Raw genomic sequence first — 18,981 nt, forward strand, 5'->3', positions numbered from 1 at the left:
ATATAAACGTGAACGGAATCACCCACCTGAATCTCTATCCCACTTTGAATATGGTAGCCGTCAAAGGGGCTGTAAGTGTGTTTAACAGTGCGGTTGCAAATAATGCTTTTGCTGCACTTCCCGGTTTGCATGAGCGTGTAATGCGGGCGCAGTTACTCATTAATAGTCATAGTCGCTCTTTAGTCGATCAGGCCATCGCACTCGAAGCGTCACTGTCCAGTGCAGGTATCAGCGATCTTGCCGGGCAGTATAAAGTGATTGCTGAGGATTCATCCTTGGCCCCCAGATTGAAGGCCAAGGGCATTGAAGACTTGAACGCGTTCTGCCAGGAACGATTGCGCCACGTAGTGCAAAAAGTGGAAGCCGCCCAAGGCTTGATTGAGGCCAACCGGGCAGAAATAGGCGCATTGACGCTGGATCACTTTGCAGGTGATTTGATTGACTATGATGAGGCTCGCCTGACGGCACTGGTGACACGTGAAGCCGCATTGAAAGCCACGGGTGAGCAACTGCAGGCAGATTGGGATGCCATCAAAGCTGCTAATGAATTACTCGAGACTGATTTTTGGAAGGAACATATTAAAAAAACACTGCCCACTGCCGAAGAACTGCAGATGTTAGTGTCGCAGGCGCTGGTTCCCAAGTTTGATGTTGAAATTATCAAGTTAGGACTGCAGCGATTAGAGACGTACTTGGATATCTTTGGTGCAGCGGCAAAGCTGGTGTCCTTGGGCGAAGCCCTTGTGCGGTTGTCGAAACATATATCCGCCAACAACCTTGAGCGCCAAGAGGTTCAAGAGAAAATCAAGGCGTTGCAGGCGCGTAAGGAAAAATTTGAGTCCTATGACGGCGTCTTGACGGCAAGAACGCAATGGGTAGAACAAGTGGGGCTGGTCGTGGAAAGTCTGGTGGTGTTTCTAAGAGAGTGTCGTCTTTTTCAAACAGCTGACGGGTGCGACATTGCTTCATTGCAAACTCACCTGACCACATTTATTTCAGTGTTGCGTCAGGTGCGTGTTTGATTTAAGCGTCAGAGCAAAACGCCCATGCAGTTTGGCTGCATGGGCGTGTGGGATTACAAGTAAAAAGACTTCAGCGGAGGGAAGCCATTGAATTCAACGGCGCTGTAGCTTGTGGTATAGGCACCGGTCGACAACCAGTACAGACGGTCGCCAATAGCCAGATTCAGCGGCAAACCATACTTGTAGTTTTCATACATGATGTCGGCGCTGTCGCAGGTGGGCCCCGCGATGACCACTTCTTCCATTTCACCTTTCTTTTCGGTCCAGATCGGAAACTTGATCGCTTCGTCCATGGTTTCAATCAAACCCGAGAATTTGCCGACATCGGTGTACACCCAGCGCTCCACAGCGGTGCGGGATTTACGGGCCACCAGCACCACTTCGCTGACCAGAATCCCCGCGTTGGCAATCAGGGAGCGACCCGGTTCCAGAATGATTTCCGGCAGGTCATCGCCGAAATCTTCTTTCAGGAAGCGAATGATTTCTTCAGCGTAGGTTTCAAGGCTGTTGGTACGAGTGATGTAGTTGGCCGGGAAGCCACCGCCCATGTTGATCAGCTTCAGGTGAATGCCATCTTCTTCTTTCAGGCGTTCGAAAATCACTTTGACCTTGGCAATGGCGGCATCCCAAACGCTGATGTCGCGTTGCTGGGAGCCGACATGGAACGAAATACCGTAAGGCACCAGACCAAGATCGCGGGCCAGAATCAGCAGGTCCATGGCCATGTCGGTCTGGCAACCAAACTTGCGTGACAGTGGCCAGTCAGCGGTGGTCGAGCCTTCGGTGAGGATGCGCACATACACCTTGGCGCCAGGCGCGGCTTTGGCGATGTTGCGCAGGTCGGCTTCGGAGTCCGTGGAGAACAGGCGCACACCTTTCTCGTAGAAGTAGCGGATGTCTTTGGACTTCTTGATGGTATTGCCGTAGCTGATGCGATCCGGGCTCACGCCCTGTGCCATCACTTTATCCAGCTCATAGATCGAAGCGATGTCGAAGTTCGAGCCTTTGTCGCGCAGCAAGTTGATGATTTCAACCGCCGGGTTGGCCTTGACGGCGTAGTACACCTTGGCAAATTCGAAACCTGCGCGCAGGTCATCGTAGGCCTGGCTGATCATCGCGGTGTCGATTACCACGAACGGGGTTTCCTGGGTGTCAGCGAACGCTTTCATTTTCTGAAAGGTATCGCGCGCGTAATAGTCTTCGACCTTAATCGACATGCTGAAGGACTCCTGGTGGCAAACGTCATCAATAAATGGGCGCAACTGAACATCCTCCGTATCCCCACTTTGGTTCGCCTACTTCCCAAGGCATGTCCGCCGAAAGCAAAAAAGGTAAATGAACCTTGCTGTCTCGTCGTCAGTACTTGAGCCGGATGGATCGTTTCCAGCATGGATGTTCGGCGCGAACTGTAGGGGGTGATTGCCCATTGATCAACAAAAAATGTCGCGTTTTTGCACGAGTTCGTCGCAGGCTGTTTACCGGCGGTTTAAGTAACCGACCGTGGCAGGGAGGGGATGTTCAATAAGGCGTTTTTAGAGGTGCCCAGAGGCCGCAGGCGCAAGGCTCTGCTCCCGTTTCATAGCGGTTTGCAATGAAACGGGAGGCAGAGCCTGGAGCGGATCGCGCCTGCGGGATGCGATTTAAGCCAGTGCGGTCTCGGCTGGGGACACGATGCTGGTCTTGGCGCCACGTGAACGACCGGAGCTTAAATAAGCCGCGATCGATTCCTGAGTGACTTCACCCTGGAACACACGCTCGGTGTCCATTACCGGCAACCACGAACGGTTAAATTCGTACATGCGCGACAACAGGATGCGCAAGTGTTCTTCGGACGCCGCCGTGGCGGTGAATTCGCGCAGGAACTGCCCGCAGGTGCCGGTCTGGCGATGCAGGTCGCGACGCCGTACATAACCCAGCGCCTTGTTGTCGGCGCAGGTGACCACCACATAGCGACGGTCAAGTTCGTCCATCAGTTCCAGTGCTTCGCCCACCGGGGTTTCAGGGCTGACTGAAGGGGCGTTGTCGGCTGCGTCTTCGGCCTTGACCAGCAGCAGGCGCTTGAGGGTGCTGTCCTGACCGACAAAGTTGCTGACAAACTCGTCGGCAGGGTGGGCGAGCAGGGTGTCGGGGTGGTCCATCTGCAACAGCTTGCCGCCCCGGAAGATCGCAATCTTGTCGCCCAGCTTGATGGCTTCGTCAATGTCGTGGCTGACCATGATCACGGTCTTGTTCAGCGCCCGTTGCATCTCGAAGAATTCGTTCTGGATCATTTCACGGTTGATCGGGTCAACGGCGCCGAACGGTTCATCCATCAACAGCAGCGGGGCATCAGCGGCCAGGGCGCGAATCACGCCGATGCGCTGTTGCTGGCCGCCCGACAGCTCGCGCGGGTAGCGGTGCAGATACTGCTTGGGTTCAAGCTTGATCATGCTCATCAGTTCGCGTGCCCGCTCATGGCACTTCTGTTTGTCCCAGCCCAGCAGCCTGGGCACGACCGTGATGTTTTCTTCGATGGTCATGTTCGGAAACAGACCGATCTGCTGAATCACGTAACCGATGTTGCGACGCAGGGTCACCGGGTCGAGGTCAGTGGTGTCTTCGCCATTGATCAGAATCTTGCCGGAGGTGGGCTTAATCAGGCGGTTAATCATTTTCAACGTGGTGCTTTTGCCGCAACCCGATGGCCCGAGGAATACGCAGATTTCGCCTTCGTTGACGGTCAGGTTTACCGAGTCGACGGCTTTGACATCTTTGCCGTTGCTTTGGAAGGTTTTGCTGAGGTTTTGAAGTTCGATCATTTGAGCAGTCCTTTTGGAGTCAGCGAGCGTTGCAGCCATTGCAAAAGCAGGTCAGCGATGATGGCCAGTACACTGACCAGCACGGCGCCGACGATCAGCATCGACATATCGCTGCGGCTGATGGCAGCCAGAATAAGTACACCCAGACCGCCGGCGCCGATGGTGGCGGCGATGGTCATTACCCCGATGTTCATCACGACAGCGGTGCGTACACCGGCCAGAATCACCGGCACCGCGATGGGCAATTCGACCATGCGCAGGCGCTGGCCGAAGGTCATGCCGATGCCGCGGGCGGCTTCACGAATGCCCGGTTCAACACCGGTGAGCGCAAGAAAGGTATTGCGCATGATGGGCAACAGTGAATAAAGGAACACGGCCGTGATGGCCGGCATCGGCCCCAGGCCCTGACCGAACTTGGAGTAGAAGGGCAGCAGCAGACCAAACAGGGCGATGGACGGGATGGTCAGCAGCACCGTGGCGCTGGCCTGCATCGGCCCGGCTAACGACGGGAAGCGCGTCATCAGCACGCCCAACGGCACGCCGACCACAATGGCCAAGGTGACGGCGATGCCGACCAGGGTGATGTGCTGCCATGTGAGGTGCAGTACAAGCGTCCAGTCCATGTGGGAAAAGGCGTTTAGAAATTCCATGTCTTCTCCTCAGTTGAGTGGGTGTTGGCGCAGGAAGTCGGCGGCTACTTTGGACGGGCTTTCGTGGTCCACGTCGACCCGGGCGTTAAGCTGACGCATGGTTTCATCGTCAAACAGGTCGGCCAGCGGCTTGAGCAGGCCTTCGAGATCCGGGTGCTGATCCAGATAGGCTTTACGCACGACGGGAGCGGCGGTGTAGTCCGGGAAGTAATGCAGGTCATCGTTCAGCAGCTTGAGGTTGAACGCACTCAAACGGCCGTCGGTTGTGTAGACCAGACCGGCAAACACTTGGCTGTTTTTCAGCGCGGTGTAGACGAGACCGGCGTCCATTTGGCGAATGTTGCGACGGGTCAAGTCCATGTCGTAGAGCTTGACCAGCCCGCCCAGACCGTCAGAACGGTTGGCAAATTCGGTGTCCAGTGCCACCAGTGCCGTTTCGTGCTCCGGGTCGCGCAGGGCTTTGTTCAGGTCGCTGATGCTGTTGATCTGCGGGTATTGCTCAGCCACTTTTTGCGGTAGCGCCAGTGCAAAGGTGTTGCTGAACTTGGACGGGTGCAGCCAGATCAGGCCTTGTTTGGCGTCGACTTCTTTAACGCGGTCGTAGGATTGCTGACTGTCGAGTTTGTCAGTGATGTGGTTGTACGCCACCAGCGAGACCCCGGTGTATTCCCACACCATGTCCAGTTGTCCCGATTCCTGGGCCGACCGTGCCAGGCTGCTGCCCAACCCGCCCGTGACTTGCGCGTTATAGCCCTTGGCGTTGAGGTATTGCGAGGTGATTTCAGCAAGCAGTGTTTGCTCGGTGAATACCCGTGCCCCGATGCGGATCAAAGGTTTTTCAGCGGCCTGCACAATTCCTGCGCACAGCAGGATGCAGCCTAAAAACAAGCTTATTTTTTTCATGGGTTTTCCTATGCTCAGCCCGACCTAAGCAGGTCGCAGACCGCGTTCCAACCATTGGCGGCTGATGAGTATCACCAGGCCGTCGAGCAGCAATGCCAGCAGCGCGGTACACGCGGCGCCGAGGATCAATTGCGGCTGATTGTTGAGGGCGATGCCGGGGAAAATCAGGCTGCCCAGGCTGTTGGCGCCGATCAGGAACGCCAGTGGCGCAGTCCCGACGTTGATCGCCAGTGCAACCCGCACACCGCCCATGATGATGGGCACGGCGTTGGGTAACTCGACGCGCCAAAGCACTTGGCGCGGGGTCATGCCAATGCCGACGGCGGCTTCTTTGAGTGAACCCTGGACGTTTTTCAGGCCTTCGTAGGTGTTGCGCACAATGGGCAGCAACGAGGCGAGAAACAGGGCGAAGATGGCGGGGCCGCTACCGATCCCCAGAAAGCCCAGTGCAATGGCCAGTACAGCCAGCGGCGGGACGGTGTTGCCGATGTTGAAGACTTGCATGAAGCGTTCCGCACGTCCGGCCATTGAAGGTCGGCTGAGGAAAATGCCGGCGGGTATCCCCACGAGGAGGGCGGCGAGCATTGAAACGAGTACGAGGTACAGATGGGCTTGCAGGTAGAACAACAGATCATCTTGATAGTGTTCGATAGTGCTGATGCCGATCCAATGGACCAACAGGGCCAGGAGGGCGACAACTGCCACGCAACCTATAAGCCCTTTTCTATAGCGATTAGCCACAGGCGGACTCCTTTTTTTAGTCGGCGAACACATTCTCGTGTGGCAACGCCATTCTTGGCTGCCGACAATGTGTTCGCGAAGAGCAACAGGCGGGGGCAGAGTAAACGCCGGCATCGCCTGTCATTAGCGCAGCCTCGTCAGGCTAACTTGCTGATATTTCAGCCCCTGACGGTATGTCTTATCAGGAGAGTGGACGCCTCCACCGCTCAAAAGGTTCACATTTTTTACGGCACATTGCCACCCTTGTGATTCAGACCAAGGCACCAACGGTGGCTGCGGATGCCGGATTTGGGCTATAATCCGCGCCCTTTTTTGAATCAATCGTCAGGCGATTTCCCATGACCCATCAGGCCGCCGAAGTCGCGAAACGCCGCACTTTCGCCATCATTTCCCACCCCGATGCGGGTAAAACCACCATCACCGAGAAACTCTTGCTGATGGGCAAGGCCATTGCCGTTGCCGGTACGGTGAAATCGCGAAAGTCCGACCGCCATGCCACCTCCGACTGGATGGAAATGGAGAAACAACGGGGTATCTCGATTACCACGTCGGTCATGCAGTTCCCGTATCGCGACCACATGATCAACCTGCTCGACACCCCGGGCCACGAAGACTTCTCGGAAGACACCTACCGTACGCTGACCGCCGTCGACTCTGCTTTGATGGTGCTCGATGGCGGTAAAGGTGTCGAACCGCGCACCATCGCCCTGATGGACGTTTGCCGTCTGCGTGATACACCGATCGTCAGTTTCATCAACAAACTTGACCGGGACATCCGCGATCCGATCGAGCTGCTGGACGAAATTGAAGCCGTACTCAAAATCAAGGCGGCGCCGATCACCTGGCCGATTGGTTGCTACCGCGACTTCAAGGGTGTTTATCACCTGGCGGGCGACTACATCATTGTGTACACCGCCGGTCATGGCCACGAACGCACTGAAGTCAAAATCATCGAGAAACTCGACTCTGACGAGGCCCGTGCCCACCTGGGTGACGAGTACGACCGTTTTGTCGATCAACTGGAACTGGTCCAGGGCGCCTGCCATGAGTTCAACCAGCAAGAATTCCTCGACGGTCAACTGACTCCTGTCTTCTTCGGTACGGCCCTGGGCAACTTCGGTGTCGACCATGTACTGGATGCGGTGGTGGACTGGGCGCCAATGCCCCTGGCCCGTGTGGCCAACGAGCGTACGGTTGAGCCGGAAGAAGAAAAGTTCACCGGCTTCGTGTTCAAGATTCAGGCGAACATGGACCCAAAACACCGCGACCGGATCGCCTTCATGCGTATTTGCTCGGGCAAGTACGAAAAAGGCATGAAGATGCGCCACGTGCGCACCGGCAAAGATGTGCGTATCGGCGACGCTTTGACGTTCTTCTCCTCCGAGCGTGAACAGCTCGAAGAAGCCTACGCCGGTGACATCATCGGCCTGCATAACCACGGCACGATCCAGATCGGCGACACGTTCAGCGAAGGCGAGAGCCTGAGCTTTACCGGTATCCCGCACTTTGCCCCGGAACTGTTCCGTCGCGTACGTCTGCGCGACCCGCTCAAGTCCAAGCAATTGCGCCAGGGTTTGCAGCAACTGGCCGAAGAGGGGGCCACTCAGGTGTTCTTCCCCGAGCGCAGCAACGACATCATTCTGGGTGCGGTGGGTGTGCTGCAATTCGACGTGGTCGCGAGCCGTCTGAAAGAAGAATACAAAGTGGAATGCTCCTACGAGCCGATCACGGTGTGGTCGGCGCGCTGGATCGAATGCAGCGATAAGAAGAAGCTGGAAGAATTCAGCGTCAAAGCGGTGGAAAACCTTGCGCTCGACGGCGGCGGTCACTTGACCTACCTCGCACCGACGCGGGTTAACCTCGCGTTGATGGAAGAGCGTTGGCCTGATGTGAAGTTCCGCGCGACGCGTGAGCATCACTAAGGCGTGACCCCTCGATAACGCAGGCCATGTCTGCGTTTGAATGCCAGTCAGTTCTGCTGACTGGCATTTTTTTTGGGTCGATTTTTTTGATTCCGTTCTGCTTGCTCTTAGGAGGTACTGAAAAGACGCAAGCTCGATAACGCTCAACACAATAGCGTTGAGTTGAACGGAAGGGTTCGCCACACCATATGAGTCTGTTGCTTGTGCAATCCTACAGAAGCGTCTGAAAGGTGTTGTCGTACAAACAGAGATTAATCTTGTCCTAAGGCTATTTGTTGTGTGGGTACTCGCTTTTAGTAAATTTCATTTTAGTGTTTGTTAATGGGTAAATAACAATCTCAACTACCAAATAGGTGAGTTGAATAATAGTGTGGCTGTCAAGGTGACGGCTTTAAAGGATGATAAAGAAATGAATGGATTCGATGATAAACCGGGTATTCAGATACTCGAAAACGACTCAGCCAAACGTTTGGATGACGATGAGTTTGAGTTGCTCGACGATCGTAATGAAGTCACTGTTGGCTTGGTACGTGAAGACACGCTAAGAGGAGAACACCAAGAGCCAGAAGCGAAGACCGGGAGCTTGAAGTTAAGTCCGAAACCTCCGGCGTTCAGGGTTTCCAAGCCTGTTGCAAAACCCCCGTTCAAGCCGCCTGTAACCCCCCCGATCAAGCCCCCCGTTCAACCCCCGTTCAAGCCACCTGTAAAACCTCCGATCAAGCCACCGGTTCAGCCGCCAGTTAACCCACCTGTAAAACCTCCGATCAAGCCACCGGTTCAGCCGCCAGTGAACCCACCTGTAAAACCTCCGATCAAGCCACCGGTTCAGCCGCCAGTGAACCCGCCTGTAAAACCTCCGATCAAGCCACCGGTTCAGCCGCCAGTGAACCCGCCTGTAAAACCCCCGGTCAAGCCACCGGTTCAGCCGCCCGTAACCAATCCGGCAACCACTGGCGGTGGTCGAGGTCAGATCAGCGAGGCCCTGCAGTTCATTCTGGCGAATTTCGTTGCGCCTGCCGTTGTTGAGATCGTTGTCGATCAGGTCACCGGCAAGCGAACAGTTAAATACCCCGAAGGCAGTCAAATGAATGCGGACGGTTCTCACACCCTCCCCGACGGCTCTAAAGCGATGCCTGATGGCACGGTCAATCATCTTGATGGCAGCACTACCAGACCGGATGGAGTGTGGGTCTCGAAAACGGGCGATACGTTGGATAACAAAACTGGCATCTACACGTTTTCTACGGGTGAGTCTGTGCAAGGGGTAAAAAATAGCAGTGGTGTGTGGACGTTTCCGGACGGTAAAGGTGCGCAAGGTGATGAAAAGGGGGCGGGTGGCTCAGGCACACTGCCTGAAGGCGCGCATGAAAATGAAGACGGAAGTATCACCACAGCCGATGGCATTACGACTTATAAGAATGGCGATAGCTTTAATGACAATACCGGACTGTTTACGTTCAAGGATGGCAGCACGACTCAGGGCGTTAAAGACGCTGACGGTGCTTGGGGGTTTCCTGAAGATAAATAAAGTCGATTAAAAGCAGCGCCAGTTTTCTTGCATAGACGTATCTATATGTAGATCGGCGATGTGCTTTAGTGCAAATTGATCTAACGGTCACGTTTTGGAATGCTCGCCTTTAAAGTTGGCGAAGACTCCTTTCAGCGACTATTTTTAAAACCTCCACGAGGCGTAACAGCGGTGACGTCTCAGCTATTCACGCATGCGCTTGAGTAATCAGGGAGAGTTCTACATGAGGATTTATCAACGTTTCGCCATGTTGTTAAAAGTCATGATGTTGCTGGCAGTGAGCGCCTCAACGGCGTGGGCGAGCAATCCGCTGCAAGGTCAGGCCGCCGGGTTTTCTGCAACCGGTGTGCCGGGGCCAACGCTCAATGCGATTTACAAATCGGAATCCGAACCGGGTGATCAAGGGCAGGGAGGAAGCGCGGGGGACGACGATCAGGTCGATGGCGATGAAGACACTGATGACAGCACCACCCATAGCGAGGATGGCAAGACCGATCGCAAGGACGATGACAGTGTCGATCATGGCAAGTCCAGCGATGGGCAGTACTAATCCTTGAGGTTCCTCCAACAGCTGAATAAAAACGCGCCTCTGAACAGGCGCGTTTTTCTTTAGCCCGTATTAAGTGAGGAATTGCTCGGCGTAGTGGCAGGCCACCTGGCGGTTATCGAGCACGCGCAATGCGGGTTCGTCCGTGCTGCACAGCGCTGTCGCATAGGGGCAGCGCTTGTGGAATGCGCAACCTGAAGGCGGGTTAAGCGGGTTGGGCAGTTCGCCGACGATCTTGATTTTCGGCTTCAGTGGATCGGGATGAATGGTCGGGGTGGCTGACAGCAGCGCTTGGGTGTAGGGATGCAGCGGCCGAGTGTAGATCTCCTCTTTGGGCCCCATTTCCACCGGGCGGCCGAGGTACATCACCAACACTTGATCGGCTACGTGCCGCACCACTGCCAGGTTGTGCGAGATGAACACATAGGCTGTATTGAACTCTTGCTGCAGGTCCATGAACAAGTTGAGCACTTGTGCCTGAATCGATACGTCGAGGGCGGACGTCGGTTCGTCGGCCACCAGCACTTTGGGTTGCAGCATCATGGCGCGGGCCAGGGCGATTCGCTGGCGTTGACCGCCGGAGAACATGTGCGGATAGCGCTGATAATGCTCAGGCCGCAAGCCGACTTGCTTCATCATCGCCTGCACTTTTTCACGCCGCTCGGCAGCGCTCAGCGAGGTATTGATCAGCAGGGGTTCGGCCAGTTGATCACCGATTTTCTGACGGGGGTTAAGGGACGCATAGGGGCTTTGGAACACCATCTGCACGTCTTTACGCAGCTGTTTGCGCTCTGCCTTGTTAGCCCCGGCGACCTCGTGCCCGGCGATTTTCAGCGAGCCGGACGACGGCTCTTCAATCAGCGTCAGCGCGCGGGCAAGGGTGGACTTGCCGCATCCGGACTCTCCCACCACGGCCAGGGTTTTACCCGCTTCCAGTTCAAACGACACGCCATTGAGGGCGCGCACCAGTGCACGACCCTTGAACAGGCCACGGGACACTTCGTAGTGACGGGTTAGGTCGCGGGCGGTAAGAACGACAGTCATTACGCCACCTCCTGATTCAAGGGGAAGAAGCAACGCACCTGGCTGTTGGCTTTGGGTTCCAGCGCCGGACGCTGTTGACGGCAGGTGTCCTGAACGTACGGGCAGCGCGGCGACAGCAGGCAGCCTTGCGGGCGGTCATAGCGGCCCGGCACGATGCCGGGCAGGGTAGACAGACGTGAAGCGCCCATGCTGTGTTCCGGAATGGCGGCCAGCAACGCCTCGCTATAAGGGTGCGCAGGGACATCAAACAACCCTGGCACCTGACCGATTTCCACCGCCTGGCCTGCATACATCACGCACACGCGCTGGGCGGTTTCAGCCACGACCGCCAGGTCGTGGGTGATGAGCACCAGGCCCATGTTCTGCTCGCGTTGCAGGTTGAGCAGCAGGTCCATGATTTGCGCCTGAATGGTCACGTCGAGTGCCGTTGTGGGTTCGTCGGCAATTAACAATTTGGGCTCGCCCGCAATGGCCATGGCGATGGCCACGCGCTGGCTCATGCCCCCGGACAATTGGTGCGGGTAGGCGTCCATGCGGCTGGCCGCGCCGGGGATTTCAACTTTTTCCAGCAACTCGATGGCGCGTTTGCGTGCGGCCCTGCCGGACATTTTCAGGTGCAGGCGCAGCACTTCTTCGATTTGAAAGCCCACGGTGTAGCTGGGGTTGAGTGCGGTCATGGGGTCTTGAAAGACCATGGCCATGTCCTTGCCGACAATTTGCCGCCGTTGACGCGGGTTCAGGGTCAGCAGGTTCTTACCGTCGAAGTTCAGTGCGTCGGCGGTGACGATGCCAGGGTGCTCGATCAACCCCATCAGCGCCATCATGGTCACGGATTTGCCCGAACCCGATTCGCCGACGATGGCCAGGACTTCGCCTTTATCCACAGACAGGCTCAACCCGTCGACCACTGGCACCGCCTTGGCGTCGCCAAAACGGACGTTGAGATTCTTGATTTCTAACAGTGACATGGGAATCTCCTCAGGCGGCATTTTTGAGTTTCGGGTCCAGCGCATCGCGCAGGCCGTCGCCCATCAGGTTGATTGCCAGCACGCTGAGCAAAATGGTCAGGCCGGGCAGGCTGACGACCCACCAGGCGCGTTCGATGTAGTCGCGGGCCGAGGCCAGCATGGTGCCCCACTCGGGGGTTGGTGGCTGTACGCCCAGGCCCAGAAAGCCCAGTGCCGCAGCATCGAGAATCGCTGAAGAGAAACTCAGGGTGGCCTGAACGATCAGCGGCGCCATGCAGTTGGGCAGTACCGTGATGAACATCAGGCGCGGCAGGCTGGCGCCCGCCAGACGGGCGGCGGTTACGTAGTCGCGGTTCAGTTCTCCCATGACGGCTGCGCGGGTCAGGCGCACGTAAGAGGGCAGCGACACCACGGCAATGGCGATCACGGTGTTAATCAGGCCAGGGCCGAGGATGGCGACAATCGCCACCGCCAGCAGCAACGAAGGCAGGGCCAGCATGATGTCCATCAGGCGCATGATGCCGGGGCCGAGAAAACGCGGGAAGAATCCGGCGAACAGGCCCAGGATCACGCCCGGAATCAACGAAATGACCACTGACGACAGACCGATCAGCAGGGACAGGCGCGAGCCTTCGATCAGTCGCGACAGCAAGTCACGGCCCAGTTCATCGGTGCCCAGCAGAAATTGCAGGTGCCCGCCTTCAAGCCACGCTGGTGGCGTCAGCAGGAAGTCGCGGTATTGCTCGCTCGGGTTATGCGGGGCGACCCACGGGGCAAAAATCGCGCAGAACACGATGATGCTCATGAAGATCAGGCCGGCCACGGCGCCCTTATTGCGGGAAAACGCGTGCCAGAATTCTTTGTAAGGCGATGGATAAAGCAGGCTTTGATCCACGGCGGTAGCAGGGGTAGGTGTGCTCATGGTCATGATCTCAGCGCTGATGACGGATGCGAGGGTTGGCAAAGCCGTAGAGGATGTCCACCACGAAGTTGACCAGAATCACCAGGCAGGCGATTAACAGGATGCCGTTTTGCACCACGGGATAGTCCCGGGCGCCAATGGCTTCGATCAGCCATTTGCCGATGCCCGGCCACGAGAAGATGGTTTCAGTCAGTACAGCGCCCGCCAGCAGGGTGCCGACTTGCAGGCCGACCACGGTCAATACCGGGATCAGTGCATTGCGCAAACCGTGTACGAAAACCACGCGTGCGGGTGACAGGCCTTTGGCGCGGGCGGTACGGATGTAGTCTTCGCGCAGCACCTCGAGCATGGAGGAGCGGGTCATGCGCGCGATCACGGCCAGCGGGATGGTGCCCAGCACGATGGCGGGCAGAATCATGTGGTGCAACGCATCCCAGAAGGCTTCGGGTTCATCGCTGAGCAAGGTGTCAATCAGCATGAAGCCGGTTTTGGGCTCGATGTCGTAGAGCAGGTCGATACGCCCGGACACCGGGGTCCAGCCCAGGCTCACGGAGAAGAACATGATGAGGATCAGGCCCCACCAGAAGATCGGCATCGAGTACCCCGCGAGGGAGATGCCCATCACCCCATGGTCAAATAACGAGCCTCGCTTGAGCGCAGCGATGACCCCGGCCAGCAGGCCGAGTACGCCGGCGAACAACAGCGCGGCCATCGACAGTTCAAGGGTGGCGGGGAACAGCGCGGTAAATTCGGTCCACACGCTTTCACGGGTTCTCAACGATTCGCCCAGATCGCCGTGGGCGAGCTTGGTCACGTAGTCGAAATACTGTTCGTAGAGCGGTTTGTTCAGGCCCAGTCGTTCCATGGCCTGAGCATGCATCTCTGGATCGACTCGACGTTCGCCCATCATGACTTCGACCGGATCGCCGGGGATCATGCGAATCAGGGCGAACGTCAGCAGGGTGATGCCGAAGAACGTAGGGATCAGGAGCCCTATTCGGCGGGCAATAAAACTAAACATCGTGTGGTGTACCTCATCAGCCGGTTAGGCAGGACCGCCAGGGCCCGGGTGAACGCTGGCGGGTGTTTTATTGTTCTACTTCGCCCGGGTGGTGGCGAAGTTGTTGTTCGTCAGCGGGCTAAGTACATAACCCTCGACGTTGTTGCGTCGGGCGGTAAAGAGCATGGGGTGTACGACGTTGATCCAGGGCTGGTCCTGATTAAAGAGCACCTGGGCCTGTTCATAGAGTGCCGCTCGTTCGGCGGGTTCAGTGATGTTACGGGCCTTGGTGATCAGGGCTTCAAAGTCCTTGTTGCACCAGCGGGCGTAGTTTTCGCCATTTTTGGCGGCTTCGCAGCTGAGCAGCGGGGTCAGGAAGTTGTCCGGATCGCCGTTGTCGCCGCCCCAGCCGGTCGAGACCAGATCATGTTCGCCATTTTTGGCGCGCTTGAGCATTTCGCCCCATTCCATGACGCGAATGTCCAGTTTGATGCCGATCTTGGCAAGGTCTGACTGCAATAGCTGGGCCCCGAGCATCGGATTAGGGTTGGTCGGGCCGCCGCCGTTGCGAGTAAAGAGGGTAAAGACCTGCCCCTCAGGCACCCCGGCTTCCTTGAGCAGGGCGCGGGCTTTGTCCAGGTCGCGGGGCGGTTGTTCGAAGGCGGTGTTGAACCCCAACATTGTGGGCGGGTAGGGGTTGATGGCCAGTATCGCGTTACCTTTGCCGTGGACGGAAGTCAGGTACGTCTGTTTGTCGAATGCCATGTCGATGGCTTTGCGCACGCGCACATCGTCCAGGTATTTGTGGCGGGTGTTCATGGCGATGTAGCTGGTCATCAGCGCTGCCATTTCGTCGACTTTCAGGTTCGGATCTTTCTTGATGTTGCCGACTTCATCCGGCTTTGGGTACAGCGCGATCTGGCATTCGTTGGCTTTGAGTTTTTGCTGGCGCACGTTGCTGTCGGTGGTGACAGCGAAAATCAGCACATCACTCGGTGGTTTGCCACGAAAGTACTCAGGGTTGGCTTTGAAGCGGACCTGCGCGTCCTTGTTGTAGCGCACAAAAATAAACGGGCCGGTGCCGATGGGTTTGCTATTCAGCTCGCTGGTTTTGCCGGCTTTGAGCAGTTGATCGGCGTATTCGGCCGAATAGATCGAGTTGAACGGCATGGCGATGTCGCGCAAGAAGGGCGATTCGGCATGGTTGAGCGTGATTTTGACCGTCATGTCGTCGACTTTTTCGACGCTCTTGAGCAGGTTTTTAAACCCCATGCTTTCAAAGTAGGGGTAGCCGACCAGCGATTTGTCGTGCCACGGGTGATTCGGGTCCAGCTGGCGCTGAAAGCTCCAGATCACATCATCGGCGTTCAGGGTGCGGGTCGGTTTGAAGTAACTGGTGGTGTGAAATTTCACACCGGGGCGTAGGTAAAAGGTGTACTCCAACCCGTCAGGGCTGATCTCCCAACGTTCCGCGAGGGCGGGTTCTACGTCGGTGGTGCCGGGTTTGAAGTCTGCCAGACGATTGAGGATGGTTTCGGCCGAAGCATCGGCGGTCACGGCAGTGGTGTACTGAACGATGTCGAAACCTTCGGGGCTGGCTTCAGTGCAGACCACCAACGGTTTGGCTGAAACGCTGAGCGCGGTGCTGAACACTGCCACGGCAAGGGCCGAGCGTAGTGGAAGTCGTTTCATGGCAACCCTCTTCAATCGGTTGGGCCAGCGTAGCGGCTGTGCCTGACGTGTTGCGCCAGGCACAGCCGCCAAGTGGTTAAAGGATGTTGAACGGAATGGTGGTAACCAAACGGAACTCGTTGATGTTTCCATCGGCCTGGAACCGGCTGGCGCGGTGCGTGGTGTAGGTCGCACGAATCGCCGTGGCTTTCAGTGGTCCGCTTTGAATAGCATATGACGTGCCAATGCTGTATTCGGAGTGGTCTTCGCCGTTCATGTTCTTGACGTCGTAGGCGGTGCCTTTGTATTTGGTGCCGTCGATGTCAAAGCCGCGCGCGTGGTAGGCGTTGAACTTCAGGCCCGGGATGCCGTACTGCGCCATGTTGATGCTGTAGGCCAGTTGCACCGACTTCTCGTTCGGGCCGTTGAAGTCCGACAGCAGGGAGTTGGCCAGGTAGATACCGTTGGTTTCATGCAGGTAGTCGAAGTACTCTTCGCCGATCACTTGCTGGTAGGACAGGGTCACGGTATGCGCCTGATGGGTCAGGCCGAATGCCAGGCTGAAGGTGTCATTGTTGATGTCCCCCATGGCCTTGCTGCCCGTGTCCAGGGTCTTGTAGTAGTTGAAGTTGGTATTCAACCCCAGCACGGCGTTGTCGCCCAGGTCATGCACGGCACCGAAGTAATACTGGTTCCAGAAGTCTTCAACATGCGTGGCGTACAGCGAAGTCTTCAGGCTTTGCAGCGGTTGATAATTGAGGCCGGCGACGCTGGCGCGATCAGTCTCGACCCCGGTTGCGCCGTATTCGCTGCGAAACTTCTTCAAGCCTTGTTCGGTACGCGGCGAGACGCGGTCAAAAGAGCCTGCGTCGAAGGACAGGTTGTTGAATTCTTCGCTGTGCAGGGCCACACCCTGGAAGCTGGACGGCAAGGCACGGTTGCCGATCACATCGATGGTCGGACTGCTGAAGTTCTGTCGGCCCACCACCAGCGTGGTGTTGGAAATACGGGCCTTGACGTTCGCCAGCCCGAGCTTGCTCCACTGGCCAACGGCATCGCCGTCACTGTGGGTCAGGGTGCGGTTGTTCTTGCCAGCAATGTCATTCACATCGCGATCAAGGGCGATCGCGTTGTAGGCCGCGACCTCGGTGCTGAAGCCAACGGTGCCTTGAGTGAACCCCGAGCTGTAATCAAGAATGGTGCCTTGCACCCAGTTGATACGGCGCGGTGTGGTTTTTTCGACGCCGTGATCGTTGTACGTGAAGCGGCCGTTATTGCGCTTGAGTTCGTTGGCGTACCAGTTGCGGGTTGTGCCGCTCAGGCTTTGCCCTTCGATGAAGCCGTTGGCTTCGCTTTGGCTGCTGGCACCGGTTTTCAATTGCGTGGGCACAAATGTCTGACTGACCTCTTCGGCATTCGCCATCGCCGCAAGGCTGCTGATGGATAACGCCAGTAACGCGCTGCTTGTGACTCTCATGGTTGAGGCTCCTCTGCTTCTTTTTTTATTGCCGCTCTTTATGAATTGAGCTGGCTGTTGTGGAACGAGTTAGCACATTGCAAACGTTTGCCAAGGGTCACTTGGCTACAGTGTTCTCCAGGCCGCCCCAAGCGGCCTGAAGACACTGACAAGAGTCGGGTAGGGGTTAGTCGGCGATGCTCACGCCGGAGAACGCGTTACGGCCAAACGGGCTCACGGCGAACCCTTGCACTTTGGCGCTCAGCGGCTGGTTAACCGTCGAGTGGGCAATGGGGGTGATCGGGACGTGCTGTTTGAGTAACTGCTGGGCCTGTTTGTACAAGACCGTGCGCTGATCGCGGTCGGTGACGATCTTGGCGCTCTTGACCAGTGCGTCGTACTCTTTGTTGCACCACATGGAGTAGTTGTTGCCGCCAATGGCGTCGCAGTTGTACAGGGTGCCCAGCCAGTTATCCGGGTCACCGTTATCGCCGGTCCAGCCAATCAGGCTGATGTCGTGCTCGCCATTTTTGGTGCGTTTGATGTACTCGCCCCATTCGTAGCTGACGATCTTGACCTTGAGCCCGACATTGCCCCAGTCCGATTGCAGCATTTCAGCCATCAGCTTGGCATTGGGGTTATACGGGCGTTGCACCGGCATGGCCCACAGCGTGATTTCAGTCCCTTCTTTGACCCCGGCGGCGCGGAGCATTTCGCGGGCTTTTTCAGGGTTATAAGGCGCGTCCTTGATGGTGTCGTCGTAGGACCACTGCGTCGGCGGCATGGCGTTCACGGCTTTCTGGCCAGCGCCTTGATACACGGCCTGCAGGATGCTGTCCTTGTTCACGGCCATGTCCAGCGCCTGACGTACTTCAAGCTGATCGAACGGTTTGTGCTGCACGTTGTAGGCGATGTAGCCAAGGTTAAACCCGGGCTTTTCGATGACCTGCAGTGTGGGGTCGCTTTTGAGGCTGGCCACGTCGGCGGGGCGGGGATTGAGCGAGACCTGGCATTCGTTTTTACGCAGCTTTTGCATGCGCGCCGAGGCGTCGGTGTTGATTGAGAAAATCAGGTTGTCGAGCTTGACCTGACTCGGGTCCCAATAGCCCTTGTTGGCGACGTAGCGAATGTTCGAGTCTTTCTGATAGCGCTGAAACGCATAAGGGCCGGTGCCGACCGGTTTTTGATTGATCTCGCTTGGCTTGCGCTTCTTGAGCAGTTGATCGGCGTATTCGGCAGACAGAATCGCGGCAAAGTTCATGGCGATGTTCTGGATGAATGCAGCGTCGACCGAGTTGAGTGTCATGACGACGGTCATCGGGTCGGTCTTTTTAACGCTGGCGATGTTCTTGTCCAGGCTCATGCTGCTGAAGTAAGGGAACTCCGTGGGATACGCCTTGCGAAACGGGTGTTCGGGATCAAGCATGCGGTTGAACGTGAACAGCACGTCGTCCGCGTTGAAGTCGCGCGTCGGGGTAAACCATTTGGTGGTGTGAAACTTTACGTTCGGGCGCAGATGGAAGGTGTACGTCAGGCCATCTTCGGAAATGTCCCAGCGGGTCGCCAGCGCGGGCTCGGCGGCGGTGCCGCCTTTTTCAAATTCGGCCAGGCGGTTGTAAATCGGGTTGGAGGCATCGTTGTCCGTGGCGGTGGTGTACTGCGCGGTGTCAAATCCGGCCGGGCTGCCTTCAGAGCAGAACACCAGGCTGTTTGCAGCGTGTGCCAGAGGGCTGCCTGCTATGACGCCTGCGCTGAGCAAAGCCGATAAAACCAAATGGTTACGCATTGCGATCCCAATCCTTTTTCTTG

16 protein-coding genes are annotated in these 18,981 nt (G+C 56.9%); 4 read left to right on the plus strand and 12 right to left on the minus strand.

From position 1 onward, the window contains the following. Positions 1-8: 8 nt before the first annotated feature. A complete protein-coding gene (locus tag V6F78_RS16185) occupies positions 9-1,022 on the plus strand; it encodes an alpha-xenorhabdolysin family binary toxin subunit B (protein ID WP_273416900.1) in 1,014 nt (337 codons plus the stop codon). Between the two features lie 53 nt (positions 1,023-1,075). On the opposite strand, the gene V6F78_RS16190 is transcribed toward V6F78_RS16185, so the two are convergent. The 5 genes from V6F78_RS16190 to V6F78_RS16210 all read right to left on the minus strand — a co-directional run bounded on the left by V6F78_RS16190 (position 1,076) and on the right by V6F78_RS16210 (position 6,114). Continuing rightward, positions 1,076-2,239 carry a type III PLP-dependent enzyme gene (locus V6F78_RS16190; protein WP_047273687.1) on the minus strand — a complete coding sequence of 388 codons (1,164 nt, stop codon included), beginning with the start codon at positions 2,237-2,239 and terminating at the stop codon, positions 1,076-1,078. 423 nt (positions 2,240-2,662) lie between these two features. After that, positions 2,663-3,820 (minus strand): osmoprotectant ABC transporter ATP-binding protein OsmV, encoded by a 1,158-nt coding sequence (locus V6F78_RS16195; RefSeq protein WP_047273689.1) that lies wholly within the window; start codon positions 3,818-3,820, stop codon positions 2,663-2,665. Continuing rightward, positions 3,817-4,470: an ABC transporter permease gene (locus V6F78_RS16200; RefSeq protein WP_047273691.1), complete on the minus strand. Its 654-nt coding sequence runs from the start codon at positions 4,468-4,470 to the stop codon at positions 3,817-3,819. The genes V6F78_RS16195 and V6F78_RS16200 overlap by 4 nt, the downstream gene beginning before the upstream one ends. Before the next feature lie 9 nt (positions 4,471-4,479). Then, positions 4,480-5,373, minus strand: coding sequence for a glycine betaine ABC transporter substrate-binding protein (locus V6F78_RS16205; RefSeq protein ID WP_047278960.1), 894 nt, complete (start codon positions 5,371-5,373; stop codon positions 4,480-4,482). Between the two features lie 24 nt (positions 5,374-5,397). Next, a complete protein-coding gene (locus tag V6F78_RS16210) occupies positions 5,398-6,114 on the minus strand; it encodes an ABC transporter permease (protein ID WP_047292121.1) in 717 nt (238 codons plus the stop codon). A gap of 338 nt (positions 6,115-6,452) precedes the next feature. Here V6F78_RS16210 and V6F78_RS16215 point away from each other — a divergent pair, with 338 nt between their 5' ends. The 3 genes from V6F78_RS16215 (at position 6,453) to V6F78_RS16225 (ending at position 10,114) form a co-directional block, all read left to right on the plus strand. Further along, a complete protein-coding gene (locus tag V6F78_RS16215; protein ID WP_047278953.1) occupies positions 6,453-8,036 on the plus strand; it encodes a peptide chain release factor 3 in 1,584 nt (527 codons plus the stop codon). Between the two features lie 409 nt (positions 8,037-8,445). Continuing rightward, positions 8,446-9,564 carry a hypothetical protein gene (locus V6F78_RS16220; RefSeq protein ID WP_332727812.1) on the plus strand — a complete coding sequence of 373 codons (1,119 nt, stop codon included), beginning with the start codon at positions 8,446-8,448 and terminating at the stop codon, positions 9,562-9,564. 223 nt (positions 9,565-9,787) lie between these two features. Continuing rightward, a complete protein-coding gene (locus tag V6F78_RS16225; protein ID WP_047292123.1) occupies positions 9,788-10,114 on the plus strand; it encodes a hypothetical protein in 327 nt (108 codons plus the stop codon). Positions 10,115-10,183: 69 nt separating this feature from the next. Here V6F78_RS16225 and V6F78_RS16230 read toward each other — a convergent pair whose 3' ends face one another. From V6F78_RS16230 to V6F78_RS16260, 7 genes are all read right to left on the minus strand, one after another. Continuing rightward, positions 10,184-11,155, minus strand: coding sequence for a peptide ABC transporter ATP-binding protein (locus V6F78_RS16230; RefSeq protein WP_332727814.1), 972 nt, complete (start codon positions 11,153-11,155; stop codon positions 10,184-10,186). Then, a complete protein-coding gene (locus V6F78_RS16235) occupies positions 11,155-12,123 on the minus strand; it encodes an ABC transporter ATP-binding protein (protein WP_047292125.1) in 969 nt (322 codons plus the stop codon). Before V6F78_RS16235 ends, V6F78_RS16230 begins: the two co-directional genes overlap by 1 nt. Before the next feature lie 10 nt (positions 12,124-12,133). Continuing rightward, positions 12,134-13,045 (minus strand): ABC transporter permease subunit, encoded by a 912-nt coding sequence (locus V6F78_RS16240; protein WP_047292127.1) that lies wholly within the window; start codon positions 13,043-13,045, stop codon positions 12,134-12,136. Between the two features lie 10 nt (positions 13,046-13,055). Next, a complete protein-coding gene (locus V6F78_RS16245) occupies positions 13,056-14,066 on the minus strand; it encodes an ABC transporter permease subunit (protein WP_047273705.1) in 1,011 nt (336 codons plus the stop codon). Between the two features lie 75 nt (positions 14,067-14,141). Continuing rightward, a complete protein-coding gene (locus tag V6F78_RS16250; protein WP_332727819.1) occupies positions 14,142-15,737 on the minus strand; it encodes an ABC transporter substrate-binding protein in 1,596 nt (531 codons plus the stop codon). 76 nt (positions 15,738-15,813) lie between these two features. Continuing rightward, positions 15,814-17,193 carry an OprD family porin gene (locus tag V6F78_RS16255; RefSeq protein WP_332727821.1) on the minus strand — a complete coding sequence of 460 codons (1,380 nt, stop codon included), beginning with the start codon at positions 17,191-17,193 and terminating at the stop codon, positions 15,814-15,816. Positions 17,194-17,359: 166 nt separating this feature from the next. Then, positions 17,360-18,958 carry an ABC transporter substrate-binding protein gene (locus V6F78_RS16260; RefSeq protein WP_332727823.1) on the minus strand — a complete coding sequence of 533 codons (1,599 nt, stop codon included), beginning with the start codon at positions 18,956-18,958 and terminating at the stop codon, positions 17,360-17,362. Between the last annotated feature and the right edge of the window lie 23 nt (positions 18,959-18,981).

Source organism: Pseudomonas sp. ESBL9, assembly GCF_036668715.1.
In the GTDB taxonomy this organism is placed as follows: domain Bacteria; phylum Pseudomonadota; class Gammaproteobacteria; order Pseudomonadales; family Pseudomonadaceae; genus Aquipseudomonas; species Aquipseudomonas lundensis.

Coding starts and splice junctions, on each gene's coding strand:
- V6F78_RS16190 (WP_047273687.1), bottom strand. CDS start 2,239: ATGTCGATTAAGGTCGAAGACTATTACGCGCGCGATACCTTTCAGAAA.
- V6F78_RS16195 (WP_047273689.1), bottom strand. CDS start 3,820: ATGATCGAACTTCAAAACCTCAGCAAAACCTTCCAAAGCAACGGCAAA.
- V6F78_RS16200 (WP_047273691.1), bottom strand. CDS start 4,470: ATGGAATTTCTAAACGCCTTTTCCCACATGGACTGGACGCTTGTACTG.
- V6F78_RS16205 (WP_047278960.1), bottom strand. CDS start 5,373: ATGAAAAAAATAAGCTTGTTTTTAGGCTGCATCCTGCTGTGCGCAGGA.
- V6F78_RS16215 (WP_047278953.1), top strand. CDS start 6,453: ATGACCCATCAGGCCGCCGAAGTCGCGAAACGCCGCACTTTCGCCATC.
- V6F78_RS16220 (WP_332727812.1), top strand. CDS start 8,446: ATGAATGGATTCGATGATAAACCGGGTATTCAGATACTCGAAAACGAC.
- V6F78_RS16225 (WP_047292123.1), top strand. CDS start 9,788: ATGAGGATTTATCAACGTTTCGCCATGTTGTTAAAAGTCATGATGTTG.
- V6F78_RS16230 (WP_332727814.1), bottom strand. CDS start 11,155: ATGACTGTCGTTCTTACCGCCCGCGACCTAACCCGTCACTACGAAGTG.
- V6F78_RS16235 (WP_047292125.1), bottom strand. CDS start 12,123: ATGTCACTGTTAGAAATCAAGAATCTCAACGTCCGTTTTGGCGACGCC.
- V6F78_RS16240 (WP_047292127.1), bottom strand. CDS start 13,045: ATGAGCACACCTACCCCTGCTACCGCCGTGGATCAAAGCCTGCTTTAT.
- V6F78_RS16245 (WP_047273705.1), bottom strand. CDS start 14,066: ATGTTTAGTTTTATTGCCCGCCGAATAGGGCTCCTGATCCCTACGTTC.
- V6F78_RS16250 (WP_332727819.1), bottom strand. CDS start 15,737: ATGAAACGACTTCCACTACGCTCGGCCCTTGCCGTGGCAGTGTTCAGC.
- V6F78_RS16255 (WP_332727821.1), bottom strand. CDS start 17,193: ATGAGAGTCACAAGCAGCGCGTTACTGGCGTTATCCATCAGCAGCCTT.
- V6F78_RS16260 (WP_332727823.1), bottom strand. CDS start 18,958: ATGCGTAACCATTTGGTTTTATCGGCTTTGCTCAGCGCAGGCGTCATA.